This window comes from Reyranella sp., assembly GCF_965227665.1.
Classification (GTDB): Bacteria; Pseudomonadota; Alphaproteobacteria; order Reyranellales; family Reyranellaceae; genus Reyranella.
This window is the reverse complement of sequence record NZ_OZ245767.1, coordinates 5,551,350-5,572,427: the sequence shown is the minus strand read 5'-3', so window position 1 is coordinate 5,572,427 and position 21,078 is coordinate 5,551,350. Positions and strand designations below refer to the sequence as shown.

At 66.2% G+C, this 21,078-nt stretch carries 22 protein-coding genes; 6 read left to right on the top strand and 16 right to left on the bottom strand.

Translation table 11 applies throughout. From position 1 onward, the window contains the following. Positions 1 to 141 precede the first annotated feature (141 nt). Positions 142 to 1,212 (bottom strand): recombinase RecA, encoded by a 1,071-nt coding sequence (gene recA, locus ACO07I_RS26980; protein ID WP_422012963.1) that lies wholly within the window; start codon positions 1,210 to 1,212, stop codon positions 142 to 144. Between the two features lie 207 nt (positions 1,213 to 1,419). Next, positions 1,420 to 2,388 (bottom strand): sodium-dependent bicarbonate transport family permease, encoded by a 969-nt coding sequence (locus ACO07I_RS26975; protein ID WP_422012961.1) that lies wholly within the window; start codon positions 2,386 to 2,388, stop codon positions 1,420 to 1,422. 98 nt (positions 2,389 to 2,486) lie between these two features. Here ACO07I_RS26975 and ACO07I_RS26970 point away from each other — a divergent pair, with 98 nt between their 5' ends. Next, entirely contained in the window at positions 2,487 to 3,359 is an 873-nt protein-coding gene (locus ACO07I_RS26970; RefSeq protein WP_422012959.1) for a LysR substrate-binding domain-containing protein, read from the top strand. A 33-nt stretch (positions 3,360 to 3,392) separates the two neighbouring features. On the opposite strand, the gene ACO07I_RS26965 is transcribed toward ACO07I_RS26970, so the two are convergent. Continuing rightward, entirely contained in the window at positions 3,393 to 4,583 is a 1,191-nt protein-coding gene (locus ACO07I_RS26965) for a CaiB/BaiF CoA transferase family protein (protein WP_422012957.1), read from the bottom strand. A gap of 15 nt (positions 4,584 to 4,598) precedes the next feature. Further along, positions 4,599 to 5,246: a hypothetical protein gene (locus ACO07I_RS26960; protein ID WP_422012955.1), complete on the bottom strand. Its 648-nt coding sequence runs from the start codon at positions 5,244 to 5,246 to the stop codon at positions 4,599 to 4,601. Positions 5,247 to 5,438: 192 nt separating this feature from the next. Between ACO07I_RS26960 and tcuA the strand changes: the two genes are divergently transcribed. After that, positions 5,439 to 6,929 carry an FAD-dependent tricarballylate dehydrogenase TcuA gene (gene tcuA, locus ACO07I_RS26955; protein ID WP_422012953.1) on the top strand — a complete coding sequence of 497 codons (1,491 nt, stop codon included), beginning with the start codon at positions 5,439 to 5,441 and terminating at the stop codon, positions 6,927 to 6,929. A gap of 96 nt (positions 6,930 to 7,025) precedes the next feature. Continuing rightward, positions 7,026 to 8,003: a Bug family tripartite tricarboxylate transporter substrate binding protein gene (locus ACO07I_RS26950; protein ID WP_422012951.1), complete on the top strand. Its 978-nt coding sequence runs from the start codon at positions 7,026 to 7,028 to the stop codon at positions 8,001 to 8,003. A gap of 15 nt (positions 8,004 to 8,018) precedes the next feature. Here the strand turns inward: ACO07I_RS26950 and ACO07I_RS26945 are convergent, their stop codons facing one another. The 12 genes from ACO07I_RS26945 to ACO07I_RS26890 all read right to left on the bottom strand — a co-directional run bounded on the left by ACO07I_RS26945 (position 8,019) and on the right by ACO07I_RS26890 (position 18,092). Continuing rightward, on the bottom strand, positions 8,019 to 8,342 hold the full coding sequence (locus ACO07I_RS26945; RefSeq protein WP_422012949.1) for a hypothetical protein: 324 nt from the start codon (positions 8,340 to 8,342) through the stop codon (positions 8,019 to 8,021). 54 nt (positions 8,343 to 8,396) lie between these two features. Next, positions 8,397 to 8,876 carry a hypothetical protein gene (locus tag ACO07I_RS26940; RefSeq protein WP_422012947.1) on the bottom strand — a complete coding sequence of 160 codons (480 nt, stop codon included), beginning with the start codon at positions 8,874 to 8,876 and terminating at the stop codon, positions 8,397 to 8,399. A 32-nt stretch (positions 8,877 to 8,908) separates the two neighbouring features. Beyond that, positions 8,909 to 9,175: a carboxymuconolactone decarboxylase family protein gene (locus ACO07I_RS26935; RefSeq protein ID WP_422012945.1), complete on the bottom strand. Its 267-nt coding sequence runs from the start codon at positions 9,173 to 9,175 to the stop codon at positions 8,909 to 8,911. A 45-nt stretch (positions 9,176 to 9,220) separates the two neighbouring features. Further along, positions 9,221 to 9,463 (bottom strand): hypothetical protein, encoded by a 243-nt coding sequence (locus ACO07I_RS26930; protein WP_422012943.1) that lies wholly within the window; start codon positions 9,461 to 9,463, stop codon positions 9,221 to 9,223. Positions 9,464 to 9,584: 121 nt separating this feature from the next. Further along, positions 9,585 to 10,013 (bottom strand): hypothetical protein, encoded by a 429-nt coding sequence (locus tag ACO07I_RS26925; RefSeq protein WP_422012941.1) that lies wholly within the window; start codon positions 10,011 to 10,013, stop codon positions 9,585 to 9,587. A 43-nt stretch (positions 10,014 to 10,056) separates the two neighbouring features. Next, positions 10,057 to 11,292: an SAM-dependent methyltransferase gene (locus tag ACO07I_RS26920; RefSeq protein WP_422012939.1), complete on the bottom strand. Its 1,236-nt coding sequence runs from the start codon at positions 11,290 to 11,292 to the stop codon at positions 10,057 to 10,059. 230 nt (positions 11,293 to 11,522) lie between these two features. After that, on the bottom strand, positions 11,523 to 13,106 hold the full coding sequence (serA, locus tag ACO07I_RS26915) for a phosphoglycerate dehydrogenase (RefSeq protein ID WP_422012937.1): 1,584 nt from the start codon (positions 13,104 to 13,106) through the stop codon (positions 11,523 to 11,525). Positions 13,107 to 13,198: 92 nt separating this feature from the next. Then, the gene (locus tag ACO07I_RS26910; RefSeq protein ID WP_422012935.1) at positions 13,199 to 14,374 is read right to left on the bottom strand and encodes a phosphoserine transaminase; all 1,176 of its coding nucleotides are present in this window, start codon (positions 14,372 to 14,374) and stop codon (positions 13,199 to 13,201) included. A gap of 104 nt (positions 14,375 to 14,478) precedes the next feature. After that, positions 14,479 to 16,131: a hypothetical protein gene (locus ACO07I_RS26905; RefSeq protein ID WP_422012933.1), complete on the bottom strand. Its 1,653-nt coding sequence runs from the start codon at positions 16,129 to 16,131 to the stop codon at positions 14,479 to 14,481. After that, positions 16,131 to 16,400: a cupin domain-containing protein gene (locus ACO07I_RS26900; protein WP_422012931.1), complete on the bottom strand. Its 270-nt coding sequence runs from the start codon at positions 16,398 to 16,400 to the stop codon at positions 16,131 to 16,133. Before ACO07I_RS26900 ends, ACO07I_RS26905 begins: the two co-directional genes overlap by 1 nt. Positions 16,401 to 16,410: 10 nt before the next feature. Beyond that, complete coding sequence (locus ACO07I_RS26895) at positions 16,411 to 17,154, bottom strand: class I SAM-dependent methyltransferase (RefSeq protein ID WP_422012929.1); 744 nt, start codon at positions 17,152 to 17,154, stop codon at positions 16,411 to 16,413. Next, positions 17,151 to 18,092, bottom strand: a complete 942-nt coding sequence (locus tag ACO07I_RS26890) for a glycosyltransferase family 2 protein (protein ID WP_422012927.1) — start codon at positions 18,090 to 18,092, stop codon at positions 17,151 to 17,153. The genes ACO07I_RS26895 and ACO07I_RS26890 overlap by 4 nt, the downstream gene beginning before the upstream one ends. Before the next feature lie 131 nt (positions 18,093 to 18,223). On the opposite strand from ACO07I_RS26890, the gene ACO07I_RS26885 reads away from it, so the two are divergent. The 3 genes from ACO07I_RS26885 to ACO07I_RS26875 all read left to right on the top strand — a co-directional run bounded on the left by ACO07I_RS26885 (position 18,224) and on the right by ACO07I_RS26875 (position 21,060). After that, the gene (locus ACO07I_RS26885; protein ID WP_422012925.1) at positions 18,224 to 19,387 is read left to right on the top strand and encodes an ATP phosphoribosyltransferase regulatory subunit; all 1,164 of its coding nucleotides are present in this window, start codon (positions 18,224 to 18,226) and stop codon (positions 19,385 to 19,387) included. A gap of 117 nt (positions 19,388 to 19,504) precedes the next feature. Next, a complete protein-coding gene (locus ACO07I_RS26880; protein ID WP_422012923.1) occupies positions 19,505 to 20,797 on the top strand; it encodes an adenylosuccinate synthase in 1,293 nt (430 codons plus the stop codon). 2 nt (positions 20,798 to 20,799) lie between these two features. Further along, positions 20,800 to 21,060: a hypothetical protein gene (locus ACO07I_RS26875; protein WP_422012921.1), complete on the top strand. Its 261-nt coding sequence runs from the start codon at positions 20,800 to 20,802 to the stop codon at positions 21,058 to 21,060. The last annotated feature ends 18 nt before the right edge of the window (positions 21,061 to 21,078 follow it).

The window sequence follows — 21,078 nt, the reverse complement described above, 5'->3', positions numbered from 1 at the left end:
TGTCACCAAGCCGCTTGCAGGCGCTGCCGCCCGCCCCGCCCATTTTCTTTGGGCGCCAGGGGCGCCCAAAGAAAATGGGCGGTACCGCGCGTGGGGTGCGGTACCGCCCTTAGGGACCCGGAGACAGGGGATCGGGGTCCGCTATTCCTCGTCGTCGTCGTCTTCCTTACCGCCGTCCATCAGGACGTTGGCGAGGATGCCGGCATTGGCGCGCACCTTGTTCTCGATCGCATTGGCGACCTCGGGGTGCTCCCGGAGATAATTCTTGGCGTTCTCGCGGCCCTGGCCGATGCGGGTACCGTCATAGGAGTACCAGGAGCCCGACTTCTCGACGACGCCGGCCTTCTCGCCGAGATCGATCAACTCGCCGTTCTTGGACACGCCCTCGCCATACATGATGTCGAACTCGACGACCTTGAACGGCGGCGCCACCTTGTTCTTCACGACCTTGACGCGCGTGGCATTGCCGACGACCTCGTCCTTGTCCTTGAGCGCGCCGATACGACGGATGTCGAGGCGGACCGAGGCGTAGAACTTCAGCGCATTGCCGCCCGTCGTCGTCTCGGGGCTGCCGAACATGACGCCGATCTTCATGCGGATCTGGTTGATGAAGATCACCAGCGTGTTCGATTTGGAGATCGAGGCGGTAAGCTTGCGCAGCGCCTGGCTCATCAGGCGGGCATGCAGGCCCGGCAGCGAATCACCCATCTCGCCTTCGAGTTCGGCGCGCGGCACGAGGGCCGCCACCGAGTCGATCACCAGTACGTCGATGGCGCCGGAGCGCACCAGCGTGTCGGCGATCTCGAGCGCCTGCTCGCCCGCGTCGGGCTGGGAGATCAGCAGGTTGCCGATGTCGACGCCCAGCTTCTTGGCATAACCCGGATCGAGCGCATGCTCGGCGTCGATGAAGGCGCAGGAACCGCTCTTCTTCTGCGCTTCCGCGATGACGTGCAGGGCAAGCGTCGTCTTGCCCGAGCTTTCCGGACCGTAAATCTCGACGATGCGGCCCTTGGGCAGGCCGCCGATGCCGAGCGCGATGTCGAGGCCCAGCGAGCCGGTCGAGATCGATTCGATTTCCAGCGCCTCGCGCTGGCCCAGCTTCATGATGGAACCCTTGCCGAAAGCGCGCTCGATCTGGGCGAGAGCGGCGTCCAGCGCCTTGTTCTTGCTTTCCATGCCTTCTTTTTCGACCACCTTGAGCATCGCCGACATTGGCTTTCTCCTTCTTCCCATGCCCCTGTCAGGAGCGGCAATGCGGATAAGTCCGCCTCAGGTTCGAATGTCTGATGGCGCCAATGTACCCATTTTGTTCCACCCAGCAACGGAACAATAAGCCCCTGACCGAACTAATGTTCTTGACATTAGTTCGATGAATGTTCTCGTCTGGCCTTGTGGATAAAACCCGGGCTTTCGGCCTCGCTATCCGCCGATCGCGCGCGCCACGGAGATGTAGAGGGGTATCCCCAGCAACAGGTTGAACGGGAAGGTCACGCCGAGCGAGAGCGTGAGCGGGATCGCTGCCCTGGCCTGCGGCAGGGCGAGCCGCATCGCCGCCGGGACCGCGATGTACGAGGCCGAGGCTGCGAGAGTGATGAACACCGCGATGCCTCCCGTGGACAATCCGATCCAGGGCGCCAGCAACGCCGCACACGTGCCGCCGATCAGGGGCATGACGACGGCGAACACCGCGAGCCGGAAGGACAGCAACCGCCGTTCGTCGCGCAGGCCCCGACCGGCCACCAGCCCCATGTCGAGCAGGAACAGGCAGAGGAAGCCGGGAAAGGCATCAACCAGGAAAGGCTTTAGCAGCGCCTGTCCCCGGTCGCCGGTGACGATGCCGATCAGGAACGAGCCGAGCAGCATGACGACCGCGCCGTTCAGCAGGATCTCGCGGACCAACTCGCTTCCCCGCCCCCGCGCCTGTCCGCCCCGCGCGAGCAAGAGTGCGCTCAGGATCGCCGGTGTCTCCATCGCCGCGGCGACGGCGATCATGTAGCCCTCGAAAGGGATCCCGAGTTGCCCGAGGGCGCTGGTGACAGCGACCAGCGTGACGGCGGAGATCGAGCCGTAATGGGCGGCCACCGATGCCGCATCGGGAACCGCGAGCCGTGTGACGGCGCGCAGGAGCGCAAAGGCGACGAACGGGATGGCGAAGGACAGCGTCACGCCTGCCGCCAGCGCGGCCGCCAAGGTCGCGGAGAGTCCATGATGGGCGACCTCGCCGCCACCGCGGAAGCCGATCGACATCATCAGGTAGAGCGACAGCAGCTTCGCCACCGAACCCGGAATGGAGAGGTCGGAGCGGGCAAGGCTGAGGGCGGCGCCGAGCACGAAGAACAGCACCATCGGCGAGAGGATGTTCTGGCCGGCGAGATCGAAGAAGGACATGGGGGCCTCGGCGTTTTTCGGTGCCCTCCATTAGGCGGTGGCGGCTTGACCCGGAAATTGATAGTTGGCGACGAATTATTCATGGAAATTGATGAATCATGGCGCGGCTACAGAACCTCGACGTCGATCTCCTGCGTGCTTTCGTGACGGTCAGCGACCTCGGCAGCTTCACGCGCGCCGCCGAAACACTGTTGCGCCGCCAGTCGACTCTCAGCCTCCAGATCAAGCGCCTTGAGGACAGTCTCGGCAAACGCCTGCTCGACCGCGCGACGCGGCACGTCCGCCTGACGGCCGAGGGCGACGCGCTGCTGCCCCATGCCCGCCAGATGCTCGAGCTGAACGATCGACTGGTCGCCAGCCTCGCCCAGCCAGTGCTGGCCGGGACGGTGCGGCTGGGCACGCCGGAGGATTTTGCGACCAGCTACCTGCCGCAGGTCCTGGCCCGGTTCGCCCAAGCCTATCCCGCCGTGCAACTCGAAGTGACGTGCGATCTCACGCTCACCCTGCTCGAGCGTTTCCGCGAGGGCGCGTTCGACCTTGTGCTGGTCAAGCGCGAGCCCGAGCGCTCCAACCGGGGCGTTCGCGTATGGCGCGAGCCGCTGGTCTGGGTCGCAGCCGGTCAACTGGCACTGCCCGAGGAGGGCCCCCTGCCCCTCGTCGTCTCGCCGCCGCCCTGCGTCTACCGCAAGCGCGCCACCGATTCCCTGAATCGGGCGCGCCGCCGCTGGCGGGTCGCGTACAGCTGTGCCTCCCTGGCGGGCCAGCACGCCGCCGTGAAGGCCGGCCTTGGCGTCACCGTACTGCCGAAGGACATGGTGCCCACTGGCTTTACCGTGGTCGAACGGCGCTCGATGCTACCCGACCTGCACGACACCGAGATCGCCCTGCTCGCCGCGCGCGGCCTCAGCGCCCCGGCCCGCCGGCTGCACGACCATATCGTGCGCTCGCTGGAAGACGTCGGAAGACTCTGACGAGGTCTTGTTGAAGCGTGCCTCGTCGCGCGCCTATTTGGGTCCGAGCAGCCCCGCCGTCTTCAGCCTGTCGATGCCCGCCGCGTCGTAACCGATCTCCGCCAGCACCTCGTCATTGTGCTCGCCGATCTCCGGCGGATTGGAGACGAGCGGCGGCCGCCAGCCCATCATCTGGAAGGGCAGCAGCGGCAGACGGGTCTGCACGCCGCCCGACAGGGTGGTCGGCGCCAGCGAGCCGTTGGCCAAGAGGTGCGGGTGATCGAACAGGTCCTGCGGCCGCGCGACCGGCGCGAAGGAAATATCGGCATCGAGGCACATCTGCTCGAGCGCGTCCTTGGTATAGGCCTTGAACACTGCGGCGACCTTCGGCACCAGCCACGGCCGCGCTTCGATGCGGAGGTTGTTGGTGGCGAGCTTCGGGTCTGCTGCCAGCCCGGGCTGCTTGAAGAATTCGCAGAAGCGCTTCCACTGGCCGTCGCTGGTTATGCCGACGAAGACCTGCAGATCGTCGGCCGTGTTGAAAATCTCGTAGACCGCCCACGAGCTCACCCTTTCCGGCATCGGCGGCGGCGCGGCACCGTTGATCGCCGTGATCGCGAGATGCTGCCCCATCAGGAACACCACCGACTCGAACAGCGCGCTCTCGACCAGCCCGCCCTTCCCGGTGCGGTCGCGCTGCTTCAGCGCCAGCACCGTGCCGAAGGCGCCGAACATGCCGCCGACGATATCGATCACCGAGGTGCCGGCGCGCAGCGGCCGGCCGCTCGGGCCGGTCATGTAGGCAAGCCCGCCCATCATCTGCACGACCTCGTCGAGCGCCGGCCGCTTCTCGTAGGGCCCCGGCAGGAACCCCTTGAGGGCGCAGTAGACGAGGCGCGGGTTGATCTTCTCGAGATCCGCCGGCCCGAGCTTGCGCTTGGCCATCGAACCCGGCGCGAAGTTCTCGATCAGCACGTCGGCCTTTTCGAGCAGCTTCACCAGCACCTTGCGGCCCTCGGGCGAATCGGCGTCAAGCGCCAGGCTCTTCTTGTTGCGATTGAAGTAGCCGAAGAACCCGGCGCCGAAGCCGCGCAGCTTGCGCGTGCGATCGCCGTCGACCGGCTCGACCTTGATCACTTCGGCCCCGAGATCGGCCAGGATCATGCCGCAGGACGGCCCGAGGATGGTGTGGGTGAGCTCTACGACGCGTACGCCCTTGAGGGGCGGTTCAAACGATGAGGTCATGCCCCATCAGATACCTCACCCTGCAGGGGCGAGCCACGTATCGATATCCTTGGTGAGCGGCAGGCCGGCCGCCTCGGCGAGGACACGGTGCCCCATGCCGGCGCCGACCAGGAAGGCCTCCTGGTGCGGCAGCGCATTGGCCTTCAGCATCGAGCGGATGGCCGGCCCGTCATGGCCCCAGCCGACGGCTTCCACCTTGCCGTCGAAGGCGCGGTTCAGGACCGGCAGAAAGCCTTCGCGTTCCTCGTCCGACAGGCCCGGGACGGCGTCGATGTCGCCCAGCACGAACAGCCGGCCCCGGAACTTCGCCACCAGCGCGGCCACGGAATTGCGCGGCTCGACGATGATTTCGCGGTTCGGACCGCGGCGGACACGGGCTGCCAGCGACAACGGGATGACAGCCGCACTGAGATGGGCGCCCGAATCCATGATCACCAAGGTGAGTTCACGGTAAGTGATCCCCAGCCGCTCGGCGCGCTTCAGGCGCATCATCGCCACTTCGGGCTTGGGCGTCTTCCAGGCTTTGGCGGCGGCACGGCGCCACACCCAGGCCTCCCACGACATGTCGAAGGTCGGCCCGTTATTGTGCCCGATGCCGGGACGGCGCAGCAGCACCTCGACATTTGCATGCCGGACTGCAAGACGGTCGAAACGATCACCCATTGCGCTTATTCTAGAGCAGTTCGGGCGAAGGTAAAACGCGCTATACGAACGCCATTGACCTCATGCCGAGGAGCGAGCGCAGCGGGCGTCTCGAAGCATGGGAACGAGCCCTTCGCTCGTCGCCCCCCTTCGAGACGCGGCCCTTCCGGGCCGCTCCTCTGGGTGGGGTCCCGGTCAGGTGAGGAGCGAGGCGTGGACGATTTTCAAGTCGATGTGTTGGTTGTTGGTGCGGGCAATGCCGCGGCGTGCGCGGCCCTGGCGGCGCGCGAGACGGGCGCGTCGGTCGCCATGCTTGAGGCCGCCCCCGAGGCCGAGCGCGGCGGCAACAGCACCTATACGGCCGGCGCCATGCGCGTGGTGTTCCACGGCGTCGACGACCTGGTGCAGCTCTACGACCTCACCGAGGACGAGAAACGCGACGTCGATTTCGGCAGCTACACCGCCGACCAGTATCTCGACGACATGGGCCGGGTGACCAACTATCGCTGCGATCCCGAGCTGACGGACATCCTGATCGGCCGGTCCTTCGAGACGATGAAGTGGATGCGCTCCAAGGGCGTGCGCTTCCAGCCCTCCTACGGGCGCCAGGCCTTCAAGGTGAACGGCAAGTACAAGTTCTGGGGCGGCCTCGCGGTCGAAGCCTGGGGCGGCGGGCCGGGCCTGGTCGACCTCGAGCACAAGGCCGCTGTGAAGGCCGGCATCCCCATCCACTACGAGACGGCGGCGGTATCGCTGATCGAGGAAGACGGCGTGGTGCGCGGCGTGATCGCCCGCCACAAGGGCCGCAAGGTGAGGATCGGCGCCAAGGCGGTCGTGCTGGCCTGCGGCGGGTTCGAGAGCAACGCCGAGATGCGCACGCGCTATCTCGGACCGACGTGGGATCTCGCCAAGGTGCGCGGTACGCGTTTCAACACCGGTGCCGGCATCAACATGGCGCTGGCGATCGGCGCCAAGCCGCACGGCAACTGGTCGGGCGGCCACGCCGTCGGCTGGGACATGAACGCGCCTGAATTCGGCGACCTCGATGTCGGCGACAATTTCCAGAAGCACTCCTACCCGCTCGGCATCATGGTGAACGCCAACGGCCTGCGCTTCGTCGACGAGGGCGCCGACTTCCGCAACTATACGTACGCCAAGTACGGCGCGGTGATCCTGGCCCAGCCGCAGCAGTTTGCCTGGCAGATCTTCGATTCGAAGGTGCTCGACAAGCTGCGCGACGAATACCGCATCAAGCGCATGACCAAGGTCCGCGCTGATACGATCGAGGAGCTGGCGAAGAAGCTGGAAGGCGTCGACGAGCAGCAGTTCCTGAAGACCATCAAGGAATGGAACGCGGCCGTCATGACCGAGGTGCCGTTCAACCCGGCGATCAAGGACGGCCGCGGCACGCGCGGGCTTGCCGTGCCGAAGACCAACTGGGCCAACACGATCGACGAGGGGCCGTTCGAAGCCTATGCCGTGACCTGCGGCCTCACCTTCACCTTCGGCGGGTTGAAGATCAGCAACGAGGGCGAGGTCGAGAACACGGACGGTCATGCGATCCCGGGCCTGTTCGCCGCAGGCGAGCTGGTCGGCGGGTTGTTCTATCACAACTATCCCGGCGGCACGGGCCTGGTCTCGGGCGCCGTGCTGGGCAAGCTCGCGGGCGACGGCGCCGGTCGCTACGTCGCGGGGAAGAACTAGGCGCTGGCTTGCCGGCCGGACGAATTGGCCTCAAGTTGACGGCAAACTGAGGTTGCGCGGCGCGGATGAACCGCGCGCGCCACAGGAGGAAGAAACATGTTCCCCATCACCCGCCGCCACGCCCTGGCACTCGGCGGCTCGTCGCTGCTCCTGCCGTCTGCCGCGCGTGCCCAGGCCAACTGGCCGAGCGGTCCGGTCACCTTCGTTGTCGGCTACGCCGCAGGCGGCAGCACGGACATCAACGCCCGCGAGCTGGCGCATGTCATGACGCCGGTCATCGGGCAGCAGATCATCATCGACAACAAGGGCGGTGCCGCCGGCTCGATCGGCCTGCGCGCGGTCGCCAACGCCAAGCCGGACGGTCAGACCCTGTTCGTCGCGGTCGGCACCAATGTGATCATCAACCCGCACGTCCAGAAGGGCATGATCGACACCCTCGCCTCTCTGGCGCCGATCTGCCAGATCACGGACTATCAGTACGTGCTGGTGGTGGGGAACTCGGTCCCGGCCAAGAACGCCGCCGAGCTGGTGGCCCTGGCCAAGAAGGATCCCGAGAAGCTCACCTTCTCGTCGTCGGGCGTGGGCGGAAACAATCACCTGGCCGGCGCACTGTTCGCGGAAGCGGCCGGGGTCAAGATCACCCACGTCCCCTACAAGGGCACGGGTCCTGCGGTGGCCGACGTGATCAGCGGCCAGATCACCATGAACTTCTCGTCGCTGCCGCCTGCCGTTTCCCAGGTCAAGGGCGGCAATCTCAAGGCGCTGGCCGTGACCGGCAACAAGCGCATCAGCTCCCTGCCCGATGTCCCCACCCTCAAGGAACAGGGGATCGACGTGGTCGTCACGAGCTGGCAGGGCCTGTTCGCGCCCGCCAAGACCCCGCCCGATATCCTCGATAAGATCGACAAGGCGACCAAGGAAGCCATGAAGAATCCCAAGTGGGAGGAGGCGCTGGCCCGCGACGGCCTGGAAATGCCGCCCAACCGCACACGCGCCCAGTTCGCCAAGTTCGTCGCCGACGAACACACCTTCTGGGGCAAGAAGCTGCGCGAGCTCAACGTCCAGATGGAGTAGCGGCGGCGGACCGCTCTACCCCGGCTTCCGTGACTGCGCCTGCGTGCGCCGCCTCTCCTCGCCCAGTTCCCTGAGGCGCTCGACATCTTCGGGCTTCACGCGCCCGTAGCGCGGGCGCCAATCATCGTCGGACGGCCAGAGCACATTCGACCGCCGTGTGGTGCCCGGCCCATCGGCTTCGCGCAGGAGGTCCAGCGCCTGACCCGCGATCGTGCGCTGCAGGTCCTGCCGCCACGGCGGGCCGCACGGATTGCCCAGCGGGAAATCGGTGAACAGGAAGCGCGGCACGCCGCAATATTCGACGACGTCGAGCGCGGAACCGACGATCACGGTCGGCATTCCGTTGGTTTCGAGATGGCGGGCGACCAAACTCACGGTTTGGTGGCAGACGGGTCAAAGCGGCGAAAGCAGCGCCACGTCGGCGCCGTCGGCGCGCAATCGCGCCAGCACCTGCGGCGCATCGAATTCCGTCGTCTTGCGCTGGCTGTACTCGGTGGGCACGCCGTGGAAACGCGGCGCCAGATCACCGACCACGCCCTCTACCGCCCACTGCTGAACGGCTTCGATCGGCAGGAAGCTGGCCCGGTCGTCGGTATGGGTCGATTCCTTGTCCCAGGCGAGGTTGTCGGTGAAGAGTTTGGCCGGCGCCTGAGAGATCGAACCCGACCAGACCTGCCGCTTGCCGGACGCATCGCGATTGCCGAGGTCGGGCGGACTTGCCGTCGTGACGAGACCGATCCTCGCCTGCGACAAGGGCTTGGCGAGAGGCGCGAACGGCACCGTGTCGAAGCGCGACCAGACATAGTCGGAGGGGTAGCCGAGGGCGCGATAGTAGCCCCTCGTGCGATCGATGTAGCGGACGGTCTCGGTCATCGTTTCCACCGGCTTTTTTTGTTGTCCCCAGTCTAACCGCGTTTTGGCACCATGCAGAAGCCCTGGGCCTCAATGCCGAGGGCAGGATTGAACTTCGAGCGGAAGTTCTCCATGGCGATGGCCGCCGTCAGCTCGACGAGCTGCGCCTCGCTGAAGTGCTTCTTCAAGTCATCGACCAGCGCGTCGTCGACCTTCCGGTCGGTGTAGGTAATGCGCTCGGCATATTCGAGGGCCAGACGCTCGGCTTCGCTAAAGAGCGTGCTGTCGCGCCAGGTCGTGACCTCGGCCAGCTTCTCCATCCCACCGTCCGTCGTTTCCAGCACACGGCTGGAATTGATATCGATTCAAAACGGACAGCCGTTGATCGTCGCGACACGCACATAGAGCAGCGCCGGCAGGCCCTCGGGTAGAAGCCCCGACTCCTCGATCGACTGGCCCAGCATGCCCGCCGCCCGCAGGATCGGCGGACAATGCGCCATGATCTTGGTCGGGTTCAGCAGGCCGCCGAACATCTCGCGCTGCCGGGCGAAAGCCGCCTTCAGGATGGGATCGCCGCCATCCTCCTCGATCTCGCTGACACGGGCCATGGGTGCGCCTCCTCGTTGCTGCGGAAACACTAGCGTCCGGATCCGGCGCGGCACGACGGACATCTTCTAATAGCCGCATGAGGCCGCCGAAGCCTTGGACCGACGGCACCGGCGAACCGCCCTAAGGCCCGTGAAGGTCAGGACGAACGATCAACCAGAACGCGAGGGTGGCCGCGACCGCGCAGACGAGCACGAACGGCAACAGGAAGGCGAGATTGGCCAGCAGGTTAAGCCAGGCCGGGTCGGCGGCATCCCCTTCGACGCCCGCCAGGCCGGCGAAGAGGGCCAGGAAGAAGACGCCCAGCGCCAGGCCCAGGTACGCATAGGCCCGCACCCCGTCCCAGTGCTTCCGCCGCATCACCAGATATGACGGAAGCCCCACCAGCAGGGCGAACGGATAGGAGATGTATCCGGCGAAGGCCGCATAGCCCAGCGTCTGGGAATCTCCCCCGGCGACCAAAATGACACCGGCGAGGATCAGCGCCGGCATCATCGGCGCAACGACGAAACCCGCCACGGTGCGGTACGTCCTGCTGCGCGCGTAAGCCATTCCTCTCCTCCCTTGGACCGGTCTCTCGTGTAGGTCGTACGCCTCAAGGGACGACGCGGAGAGTAGCCGTCTTCACCCTGAAGCGACTCCGGCCCTGAGCCCGCATGTTTCGAAAGACAATACTGGTCGGGCGCCCGAGGTCCACCGCCCGGAGGCAAACAAGCCTGGAATCCACGGAACTCTCGATTACGGTCTCAGCGGCAGGCAGATAGGCCCCGCCTTCGCCGGTGAGGCCAACGCCGATTGCCCCCCGCGACACCTCCACTTCAAGATCGATGGCGACGTTTCGGGCGTTTCCCACTCGAGCGAGGGCCGATGCAAGCTGCAACCGCGCCGCACGAGCGAACAGGCCTTGCGGACATGCCAGGGACCAGCGCCGCGTCCACGGTGGCAGGCGAGACGCCCCCGGAAAGACCTCCAACTTCTCATCCGTCAGGTCCACGCTCGCGTCCGGCGCATTCGATGCTGCGACACCATCGGGAACACCCTGATCACCGACGAGTTGCAGATCGAGCCATCGGTAATTATGCGAGCAGAATTCGAAGTCGAGCAGGGCTCTGAACGAAGCAGGACTCAGTCTTCGCCGGACCTTCTCCACATCGTGCCATTCAGCCCACGGGGTGCGCTCGCCGTCGGTCAGCCGCCCCCAATCGCCGAACGGCAGCGCTCCTTCGCGCAGCCAGCGTTCGCGCGGATAAACGAGCTCCATCCAGCGTCCGCCGGGCTTGAGGTGTGGAAGCAGGTTCAGTGCCTCCTGCCGCGCCGTGTCGAAGGGAACGTGATGGATGGAACCGAACACCCAGATGGCGTCGTAGTCGCGCGGCAAGTCGCCGAACGAAAGGTCGGGACCGATCAGATGAAAGCGGACCCGGTCCTGCAGCCCCTTGATTGATGCCATTCTGCGGATGACTTCGAGATTGTCAGGAACAATATCGGCGAAGGTCCACGCCGCGCCATGGCCCGCGAAGCGGAGGCCGTCAAAACCAAGACCCGAACCCAGTTCGATAATGTTCCGGCCGCGGAAGGTGTCGAAGTAGAGCGGACCAAGCCAACCAATCTCGCCGCCATAGCGACGCTCGGCCATCTCGTCCCACGCGGCAGCCAGTGCCTCGTCGCTCAGAGCGAGAAGGTCGGTCGAGAAGATCCTCCCGTCAGTATCGCTGCCCCGAGGCGCCTCTCGCCATTTTTCCCTGTAGCTCTCGAGCGGATCCAAAACTCGCTCCACCGCGGGCGCACTCCCCAGAACCAGATCGCGGCGGCCGTTTTGACCGTCCAGCATGCGGGCAGCACTCCGCACGCATACGGAGAATTTCTTACCTCTTTTTCCCAATCCGTCAATGTAGCCCGGTCACGAAGCGACGTTTGCCGCCCCGGGTGGGGCGGCAGCATACAATTCGTCGAAAGATCGGAGAGGCTACAACCTCTGGCAGAGGTGCCCGGTAAGCAAGTACCAAGGCAATCGCGAAAGCACGTCTGCGCCGATAGCGCTTTCGCAGCCGAAGGGCTGGCCTAAAAGCCCAGAGACTTGGCCTGCACCACGCCCTCGATGCCGCTGATCTTGCTCATCAGCTCTGCAGAAATCGGCTGGTCGACCTGGACCAGTGCGATGGCCGAGCCACCCGGCGTGTCGCGGCCGAGATGGAAGGTGGCGATGTTGACCTTGCCCTCGCCCAGCAGCGTGCCCAGGCGACCGATGAAGCCCGGCTTGTCGTCGTTGGTGATGTAGAGCATGTGCGGCGCGAACTCGGCGTCGATCTCGATGCCCTTGATCTCGACGATGCGCGGATGCTTGCCGCCGAACAGCGTGCCCGTGACGGAGCGCGTGTACTTCTCGGTCGTGACCGAGAGGCGGATCATCGAATTGTAGTCGGTCTCGCGCTCGTGCTTGACCTCGGCCACCTCGATGCCGCGCTCGCGGGCGATCACCGGCGCATTGACCATGTTGACTGACGTAAGCTGCGGGCGCAGCACGCCCATCAGCGCCACCTGGGTCAGCGGCTTGACGTTGAGCTTCGCCACCTGGCCCTCGAACTCGATCGAGACGGCCTTGATGTCGGTGTCGGTGAGCTGGCCCGCGAAGGAACCCAGCTTCTCGGCGAGGTCGAGGAACGGCGCCAGCTTGGGTGCATCCTCGGCCGAGACGTTGGGCATGTTGAGCGAGTTGGTGACCGCGCCGGTGAGCAGATAGTCGGCCATCTGCTCGGCAACCTGGAGGGCTACGTTCTCCTGCGCTTCCACCGTCGAGGCGCCGAGATGCGGCGTGCAGACGAGATTGGGCGCACCGAACAGGACGTTCGACTTGGCCGGCTCCTCGACGAACACGTCGAAGCCCGCGCCCGCGATGTGGCCCGAGACCAGCAGGTCGCGGACGGCCAGCTCGTCGACCAGGCCGCCGCGCGCGCAATTGACGATGCGCACGCCCTTCTTGGTCTTCATCAGGTTGGCGCGCGACAGGATGTTCTTGGTCTGCTCGGTGAGCGGGGTGTGCACCGTGATGAAGTCGGCGCGGGCCAGAACCTGCTCCAGGGTCGCCTTCTCGACACCCAGCTCGGAGGCGCGCTGGTCGCTCAGGAACGGGTCATAGGCCACCACGCGCATCTTCAGGCCGATGGCGCGCTCGGCGACGATCGAACCGATGTTGCCGCAACCGATCAGACCCAGCGTCTTGAAGCTGAGCTCGGTGCCCATGAACTTGTTCTTTTCCCACTTGCCGGCCTGGGTGCTGGCATTGGCTTCCGGCACCTGGCGGGCGACGGCGAACATCAGGGCGATGGCATGCTCGGCAGTGGTGATGGCATTACCGAACGGGGTGTTCATCACGACGACGCCGTGCGAGGTCGCGGCCTTGATGTCGACGTTGTCGACGCCGATGCCGGCGCGGCCCACGACCTTGAGCTTCTTGGCCACGGCCAGAACCTCGGCAGTCACCTTGGTGGCCGAGCGGATCGCCAGGCCTTCGTAATTGCCGATGATCTCGCGCAGCTCGGCCGGCTTCAGACCCGGCTTGAAATCGACGTCGCAGCCGCGTTCCGAGAAGATCTCGACGGCGCGGGGAGACAGCTCATCGGAGATGAGAACCTTGGGCTTGGCCATTACAAACACTCCTCAAGTCAGGGGAGCGCGCCACTCCAGTGGCGCAATCATGATTCTTGAGCGCCACTGGAGTGGCGCGCTCCAATGAAGGATCAGGCGGCCTTGGCGCCGAACTCTTGCTCGATCTCGCCGTAGGCCCAGTCGAGCCACGGCAGCAGCGCTTCGAGATCGGCCTTCTCAACGGTAGCCCCGCACCAGATGCGCAGGCCCGGCGGGGCGTCGCGGTAGGATCCGACGTCGTAACCCGCCTTCTCGGTCTCGAGCAGGTCGCCCATCTTCTTGGCGGCCGCGGCCTGCTTGTCGGCCGGCAGCGCCGTGAACCAGGGCGCCTTGATCACGAGGCACACCGACGTGTTCGAACGGATGGCCTTGTCGACCGCCAGGAAGGCCGCCCAGGGCCGCGCCTCGACGAACTTCTCGAGCACGCCGAGATTGCCCTCCGAGCGCGCCATCAGGCCTTTGAGGCCGCCGACGCTCTCGCCCCACTTCAGGCCGTCGATCGCGTCCTCGATGCAGAGGAGCGACGGCGTATTGATCGTGTCGCCCTTGAAGATGGCCTCCGAGAACTTGCCGCCCGAGGTCAGGCGGAAGATCTTCGGCATGGGCCAAGCCGGCGTGTAGCTTTCCAGCCGCTGGATGGCGCGCGGCGACAGCACGAGCATGCCGTGCGCGCCCTCTCCGCCCATCACCTTCTGCCAGGACCAGGTGACGACATCGAGCTTGGCCCACGGCAGGTCCATGGCGAACACGGCCGAGGTGGCGTCGCAGATCGCGAGGCCCTCGCGGTCGTCGGCGATCCAGTCGCCGTTCGGAACCTTCACGCCGGAGGTCGTGCCGTTCCAGGTGAAGACGACGTCATGCGTCCAATCGACCGCCTTGAGATCGGCGATCTGGCCGTAGGGCGCCTTCAGCGTGCGGGTGTCCTTGAGCTTGAGCTGCTTCACCACGTCGGTGACCCAGCCCTCGCCGAAGCTTTCCCAGGTCAGCATGTCGACCGGACGGGCGCCGAGCAGCGACCACAGCGCCATCTCGACAGCGCCGGTGTCGGACGCGGGAACGATGGCAATGCGATGGTCGGCCGGAATGCCGAGGATCGCGCGCGTGCGGTCGACCGCCTCGACGATCTTCTTTTTGCCGAGCTTCGACCTGTGGGACCGCCCGACGGCGGCATCTTTGAGAACTTCCGGTGTCCAACCCGGACGCTTGGCGCAGGGGCCCGAAGAAAAATCGGGACGCGCAGGACGCAGAGACGGCTTCGTCATTGTCATTCTCCCTTACAGAAGAAATGCACTCCGGTGGGGGAGCGTGGCCCGCGGCCGATATACGGGCCGGCGGGTGTGCCGTCAATGCGCAGAGTTTGTCGCGCGCCGTTTCAGCGACGCTGCAACTCGTAGTACGCGCCGGCGATCGGATCCCGGAACGCCTCCGTCGCACGGTAGTCGTCGTGCAGCATGCGGTAGATCGCGTCGCTGCGGTCGGAGGCGGCGACGGTGCCGAGATAGGCCGCCAGGACATCGGGCGGCCATGACCACATGTCGGAGACGACGACGCGGTAGCCGCGGTCCAGCGCGAGGTCGATGTCGCGCTTCAGCGCTGCTGCATGCTCGGGTCCCGTCCAGCCGGGATGTCGGATCGCGCCGGCATTGACGGCGATCCACTTGAACTTCGGCTCGGCGGACGGCGCCGGCGGGATCGCGACCTTGTTGTCCCAATCCCAGGTACGGCTCCACAGGGCGTATTTCCACGTCGTGATCGGCTCGTACCCGAAATAGAGGAAGACGCTGGAGTCTGGTGGGAAACGTTTCTCCAAGGCCGCCGTCGCCGCGAGCCAACGCGTGTCGTCCCCGCGCCACTTGGCCAGCGCCGCAACGTTCCAGGCGAACGGCGCGAACGACAGGATCGCAAGCGTGATGGCCACCCCGCGGCGCGAGGGCAGCAGGGCCGCGAGCAGCAGCGTCCAGGCCACGGTGAGCCACGCCATGACGTTGAGCTGCATCTGCGGGTCCTGCGGCTGGGAGTAAAAATTGAGGACCTGCCCTGCTCCCAGTGTGCCGACGAAGACGATGGCAACCGCGCGCAGGCGCGGTTCGTGCCGGCGCGGCCACAACAGGATCACGCTCGCAAGGAAGATCGCCGCCTGCAGCAGGACGGAGAAGGACAGCGGCGCCAGCGCCTCGCGCGCCGATCGCGGATCGACGAAGCCCCCGACCAGGAGCAAGTAGTTGCCGACGCCCGACAGCATCATCCAGGCCTTGTCCCACGAGACGCCCGCCCAGCCGGTGGCGACGCCCTTCCCGGTCCACAGGATGTCGTGCAGACCGATGGCGCCGTTGTGTCCTTCCCACGAGAGCTGCACGATGCCCGAGGTCGCGAGGATCGATGCGACGAGCACGAGAACATGGCCGAGGCGTCGCCGCATCGGCTCCGGCGCGACCAGCAGCGCCAGCACGAGCGCCGGCAAGGTCGGAAACATCAACCGCCATTCGATCAGCCAGCCCAGGGTGAACAGCACGCCGACGAGCGCGATGCGTCTCCATGTCGGCCGGTCGAACCAGAGTCCGGCCAGCGCCATCGAGGCCTGGACCAACACATAGCCCGGCATGATGTCTTCGCTGATGACCGACAGCAGCAGGACGAAGCCGCAGCCCAGATGGAACACCGACGCCAGCGCCGCCACGATCGCGCTGCCCGAGAGCCGATGCGCGAAGGCGTAGACGACGACCGTGCCGAGGCTCGCCCAGAAGGCATTGAGATAGGCGAACTGCTTCCACGGCACGCCGCGCAGGATGCCCAGCATATCGAGCAATCGAGCGCTGATGCCATAGAGCGGGAAGAACAGATAGTTCGACGGATCGAGCCGTGCGGTCGACGGGCTGGCGATCCAGGGCTCGGCCTGGATGCTTTTGTACATCCCGTTCGAACTGATGATGTGGACGTTCTGCAGCCAGCCGATCAGCACACACAGGGTCGAGAGCGATAGCGCGAAGGCGAGCAGCAGCTGCCAGGCGGGCGTCGTCCTCGTCACTAGTGCTTGCGGCCGACCAGGGTCATGGCGCCTTCCGCCCCGAAGGTCTCGGTATGCGGACAGCCACGCGCCATGGTGAAGACGTCGCCGGGCCGAAAAGTCTGCGTCCTGCCCTCCCAGGCGAGCGTGATCGCGCCCTCGATCACCATCGCCTTCACGTCGTAGGGATGGCTGTGCTCGGCATTGTGCTTGGGACCCTGGGTCGTGCCGGTGAGGATTTCGTCGTAGCCGTCACGCTTCAGTTCGGTTTCGAAAGCCTTGCGATCCATCCACCCCTCCTCAGGCCGCCTTGCGGGCCGTGACGGCATATTGCGCGCCCATCGGCAGCCATGCCAGCAGGGGATCGATACCGCGCAGGAAGGCCAGGCCGGGCGGCATGAACATCAGGTAGTCGGTGTCGAGGGTATAGCGCGCGGCGTCGAGCAGGCCGTGTCGGACCTCGCCCGCGTCGAGGAGGATGGCGTTGCGGTCGATCGGCGTGCGGGCGGTGACGTAGCGCACCAGCGGATTGCGGGGATTGTGCTCGAAGACGTAGATGCGTCCGCCTGGCTTCAGCACGCGGCCGAGTTCGGCATAGACCGCCGGCCGCTCCGCGATCGGCACGTGATGCAGGACTGCGCTGATCATGACGATGTCGAAGGCTGCATCGGCGAAGGGCGTGCGGGCGCCCTGTTGAGGGGCCAGTTCGGGCGGTGCGCCCAGCTCGCGCGGCCAGCGCTTCTCGACCTCGCGCAGCATGCCGGTGGAGATGTCACATCCGGTGAACATGCCCTTGCCGCCGAGCCCGACCAGCACGCGCATCAGGCTGCCGATGCCGCAGCCATAATCCAGCACCGCCAGTCCGCCGATCCGTAGCAAGGGTTCCTTGCGGAGCAGCCAGCGCGCCTTCACGGCGATGAACTGGTCCGGGGAGTTGCCCATCAGGCGCTTGACGGGATTGTCGAGACCGCCCTCGTACTCCGCCGCGTACTCGTCGAACTCAGCCGGCTCGCCCGACCAGGATTGTGGATCGGGCGTGCTCACGGCGGGTCCCCGTTGTGACCGCCGACGATGTCTCGAATCATGAACAGGGGCCGGCCCTTGCTCTGGTCGTAGAGGCGGCCGAGATAGGCGCCGATGATGCCCAGCATCAGGAACTGCATCCCCCCGAGCAGACCGACCGCGGCCATCAACGACGTCCAGCCCGGCAGCGTGTGACCGTTCCACCAACCCACGATCGAGTAGAGGAAGAAGCCGAAACCGAGCGCCGCCATGATCCAGCCGATGGTCATGGACGCCATCAGGGGCACGATGGAGAAGGACGTGATCGCGTCAGCGGCAAAGCGGACCATCTTGGCAATCGGATACTTGCTCTCGCCCGCGACTCGCGCGTGGCGATCATAGACCAACGGCACCTGCCGGCCACCGATCCAGGCCACCATGCCGCGAATGAACCGGTGGCGCTCGGGCATGGCGAGCAGCAGGTCGAGCACGCGGCGAGTCACGAGGCGGAAATCGCCGGCATCGGGCGGGATCTCCACGTCGGTCAGGCGGGCGATCAGGCGATAGAAGGCGGCGGCGGTGGCGCGCTTGAAAAGGCTCTCCCCCTCGCGCTGGCGACGCTGGCCGTAGACCACGTCGGCTCCCCCCTTGCCGTCAGCACCGTCCATGAGCGCCATCATCTCCGGCAGCAGCTCCGGCGGGTCCTGCAGGTCGGCATCGATGATCAGGATGCGCTCGCCCCGGCACACTGAGAGGCCGGCGGTGAGCGCCAGCTGATGGCCGTGGTTGCGCATCAGACGCACCGCCACGACCCGCGGATCGCGACCGGCCGCCGCGGCAAGTACTTCCCAGGTGCGATCGCGCGACCCGTCGTCGACCAGCACGATCTCGCTGGCGCCCCCGATCCCGTCCAGGACGGCGCCGACCCGGCGCAGGAACTCTGGCAGCGCGTCCTGCTCGTTGTAACAGGGCGCAACCACGGAAACGGCCGGGCGGGGTGCGGAATTCATAGCGGGGGAGCAATAACCCATGCGCGCCGGGAAAACGAGCCGCCCTTCCCGCCTCGCGCCCGTCTCCCCAAACGCGGCGCAATCGGCTATCAAGCGGCACCATGACATCGAACGACAACGACCATCGCGGCCTGCTGCCGGCAGGCCTCGCCGACCTGCTGCCTCCCGACGCGGCGCGCGAAGCACGCGCCATCGACGTTGCCATCGAGCGATTCGCCGCTTTCGGTTACGAGCGGGTGAAGCCGCCGCTCGTCGAATTCGAGGAATCGCTGCTGGGCGGACCGGGCGCCGCGCTCGCCTCGCAGACCTTCCGCCTCATGGACCCGGTCTCGCAGCGCATGATGGGCGTGCGCCCCGACATGACGGTCCAGGTCGCGCGCATTGCCGTGACCCGGCTGAAGCACGAACCGCGGCCGCTGCGTCTGTCGTATGGCGGCAACGTCATCCGCGTGCGCGGCAGCGCCCTCAAGCCGGAACGACAGTTCGCCCAGGTCGGAACCGAATTGATCGGAGTCGACAGTGCCGAGGCCGATGCCGAAGCCGTCCTGCTGGCGGTCGATACGCTGCGCGCCATCGGCGTTTCCGACCTCACGGTCGATCTCAACCTGCCGACCCTGGTCGCTGCCGTGGCCAACGGCCTGAACCAGCCGGCAGACGTATTGAATCGCCTGCGCCGGGCGCTCGATCGCAAGGACGAAGGCGGTATCGCCAAGGCTGCCGACGACGAGAAAGTGGCGGCTCTTTTCGCGGGCCTCCTGCGCGCCGCCGGCCCCGCCGACCAGGGCATCGCTCAGCTGGCGGCGCTGGACCTTCCCCAGGCGGCCGCCGCCGAGGCGGCACGCCTCGCGGAGGTGGTGAAGCTCATCGCCGCGGCCGAGCCGGACCTGCCGCTGACCGTCGACCCCGTGGAATATCGCGGTCTCGAGTACCAGACCGGTGTCTCCTTCTCCGTATTCGCCCTCAAGGGCCGCGAGGAGCTGGCCCGGGGCGGACGCTACTCCGCGGGATATCCCGAGGATGGGGTGAGCGAGCCGGCAACCGGGTTCACCGTTTACATGGATGCCGTGCTGGCGGCCTCCGAGCCTCCGCCGGAACGGCCGCGGCTCTATGTCGGGATGGGAACGCGGTGGGACGACGCGGCCCTCTGGCAGGCAAAGGGGTACGCGGTCGTGCGCGCTGTGGTCGCAGCGCCGGAGCCCCGCACGGAAGCCAAGCGCCTGCGCTGCAGCCACGCGCTGATCGACGGCCAGGCCGTTCCCCTCTGAGGATGCATTTCACCTCGCTCCGGGCGAGGGGAAGTGCTATCCGACATCACGCCTCTCCGGAACCGGCCCCGGGGAGGCGTTTTCGTGTCTGAAGGGAACCGGCCGAAGGAAAATGCAATGGCCAATGTGGCAGTGATCGGCGCCCAGTGGGGCGACGAAGGCAAGGGCAAGATCGTCGACTGGCTGAGCGAGCGCGCCGAGGTCGTGGTGCGCTTCCAGGGTGGTCACAATGCCGGCCATACACTGGTCATCGGCAACCAGACCTACAAGCTGGCCTTGCTGCCGTCGGGCGTGGTCCGCCCGGGCAAGCTCTCGATCATCGGCAACGGGGTGGTGATCGACCCCTGGCACTTCCTCGAGGAAGTGCGGAAAGTGACCGAGCAGGGCCTGTCGGTGACGCCGGCCAGCCTGAAGATCGCCAATCATGCCGTGCTGATCCTGCCGCTGCACCGCGACCTCGACGGCTGGCGCGAGGACGCGCCGGGCGTCATTCGGGTCGGCACGACGCGCCGCGGCATCGGTCCCGCCTACGAGGACAAGGTCGGCCGTCGCGCCATCCGCGTCGGCGATCTCGGCGAGCCGGACATGCTGCCGCTCAAGGTCAACACGCTGCTGGCGCATCACAATGCCCTGCGCAAGGGACTGGGCCAGCCGCAAATCGATGCCGCCCAGCTGACCGCCGAGCTGCTCGAGTTGGCACCAAAGATCCTGCCCTTCGCGGAAGACGTCTGGGAGCGTCTCGACGGCCTGCGCGCGGCCGGCAAGCGCATCCTGTTCGAGGGCGCGCAGGCCACCATGCTCGACATCGATCACGGCACCTATCCCTACGTCACCTCGTCCAATACGGTGGCGGCGCAGGCGATGATCGGCAGCGGCATGGGCAACGGTTCGGTCGGCTACGTGCTGGGCATCGCCAAGGCCTACACCACCAGGGTCGGCGACGGCCCCTTCCCGACCGAGCTGACCGACGAGACCGGCCAGCGCCTGGGCGATCGCGGCAAGGAGTTCGGCACCAATACGGGGCGCCGGCGCCGCTGCGGCTGGTTCGATGCGGTGATGGTGCGCCAGGCGGTGAAGCTGAACGGTATCGACGGCATCGCGCTCACCAAGCTCGACGTGCTCGACGGCGAGGAAGTCATCAAGGTCTGCGTCGGCTACGAGCTCGACGGCAAGCGCATCGAGCGCTTCCCGTTCACCATGGGCGCGCAGGCCAAGCTGAAGCCGATCTGGGAGGAGTTCGAGGGCTGGAGCGAAAGCACACAGGGGGCGCGCTCCTTCGCCGAATTGCCAGCGACCTGCATCAAGTACGTGCGGCGTATCGAGGAACTGGTCGGCTGCCCGGTGGCGCTGCTCAGCACCAGTCCGCAGCGTGAGGACACGATCCTGATGACCGATCCGTTCCGCGACTGATCGTGGAACAGCTCAACGAGCTCCTCGCGCGGGCAAATCTCGGTCCCTGGGACAGCTGGAGCATGCAATATCGCGTGCTCGCCGTGGTGGTCGGCCTGCTGGCCGCCTACTGGGTCCTGCAGCTGTTGCTGCCGGTCGTGTTCCGCGTCTTGCGGCCCTTCATCTTCCTGGCGGTCATCCTGGCCGCCGTCTGGGCCCTCTTCCCGACCGAGACCTGCTCGATCGAGATCCTGTCGAAGATTCCGAAGCTCTGCGCCCGCTGACGCAAGGGCGCCAGCAGG

What these genes read in the sequence shown, in the direction of transcription:
- ACO07I_RS26910 (WP_422012935.1), bottom strand. Translation starts at nt 14,374, where the DNA reads ATGACAATGACGAAGCCGTCTCTGCGTCCTGCGCGTCCCGATTTTTCT.
- ACO07I_RS26920 (WP_422012939.1), bottom strand. Translation starts at nt 11,292, where the DNA reads ATGCTGGACGGTCAAAACGGCCGCCGCGATCTGGTTCTGGGGAGTGCG.
- ACO07I_RS26925 (WP_422012941.1), bottom strand. Translation starts at nt 10,013, where the DNA reads ATGGCTTACGCGCGCAGCAGGACGTACCGCACCGTGGCGGGTTTCGTC.
- ACO07I_RS26975 (WP_422012961.1), bottom strand. Translation starts at nt 2,388, where the DNA reads ATGTCCTTCTTCGATCTCGCCGGCCAGAACATCCTCTCGCCGATGGTG.
- ACO07I_RS26880 (WP_422012923.1), top strand. Translation starts at nt 19,505, where the DNA reads ATGGCCAATGTGGCAGTGATCGGCGCCCAGTGGGGCGACGAAGGCAAG.
- serA (WP_422012937.1), bottom strand. Translation starts at nt 13,106, where the DNA reads ATGGCCAAGCCCAAGGTTCTCATCTCCGATGAGCTGTCTCCCCGCGCC.
- ACO07I_RS26940 (WP_422012947.1), bottom strand. Translation starts at nt 8,876, where the DNA reads ATGACCGAGACCGTCCGCTACATCGATCGCACGAGGGGCTACTATCGC.
- ACO07I_RS26930 (WP_422012943.1), bottom strand. Translation starts at nt 9,463, where the DNA reads ATGGCCCGTGTCAGCGAGATCGAGGAGGATGGCGGCGATCCCATCCTG.
- ACO07I_RS26945 (WP_422012949.1), bottom strand. Translation starts at nt 8,342, where the DNA reads ATGCCGACCGTGATCGTCGGTTCCGCGCTCGACGTCGTCGAATATTGC.
- recA (WP_422012963.1), bottom strand. Translation starts at nt 1,212, where the DNA reads ATGTCGGCGATGCTCAAGGTGGTCGAAAAAGAAGGCATGGAAAGCAAG.
- ACO07I_RS26950 (WP_422012951.1), top strand. Translation starts at nt 7,026, where the DNA reads ATGTTCCCCATCACCCGCCGCCACGCCCTGGCACTCGGCGGCTCGTCG.
- ACO07I_RS26960 (WP_422012955.1), bottom strand. Translation starts at nt 5,246, where the DNA reads ATGGGTGATCGTTTCGACCGTCTTGCAGTCCGGCATGCAAATGTCGAG.
- ACO07I_RS26935 (WP_422012945.1), bottom strand. Translation starts at nt 9,175, where the DNA reads ATGGAGAAGCTGGCCGAGGTCACGACCTGGCGCGACAGCACGCTCTTT.
- ACO07I_RS26970 (WP_422012959.1), top strand. Translation starts at nt 2,487, where the DNA reads ATGGCGCGGCTACAGAACCTCGACGTCGATCTCCTGCGTGCTTTCGTG.
- ACO07I_RS26965 (WP_422012957.1), bottom strand. Translation starts at nt 4,583, where the DNA reads ATGACCTCATCGTTTGAACCGCCCCTCAAGGGCGTACGCGTCGTAGAG.
- ACO07I_RS26900 (WP_422012931.1), bottom strand. Translation starts at nt 16,400, where the DNA reads ATGGATCGCAAGGCTTTCGAAACCGAACTGAAGCGTGACGGCTACGAC.
- ACO07I_RS26885 (WP_422012925.1), top strand. Translation starts at nt 18,224, where the DNA reads ATGACATCGAACGACAACGACCATCGCGGCCTGCTGCCGGCAGGCCTC.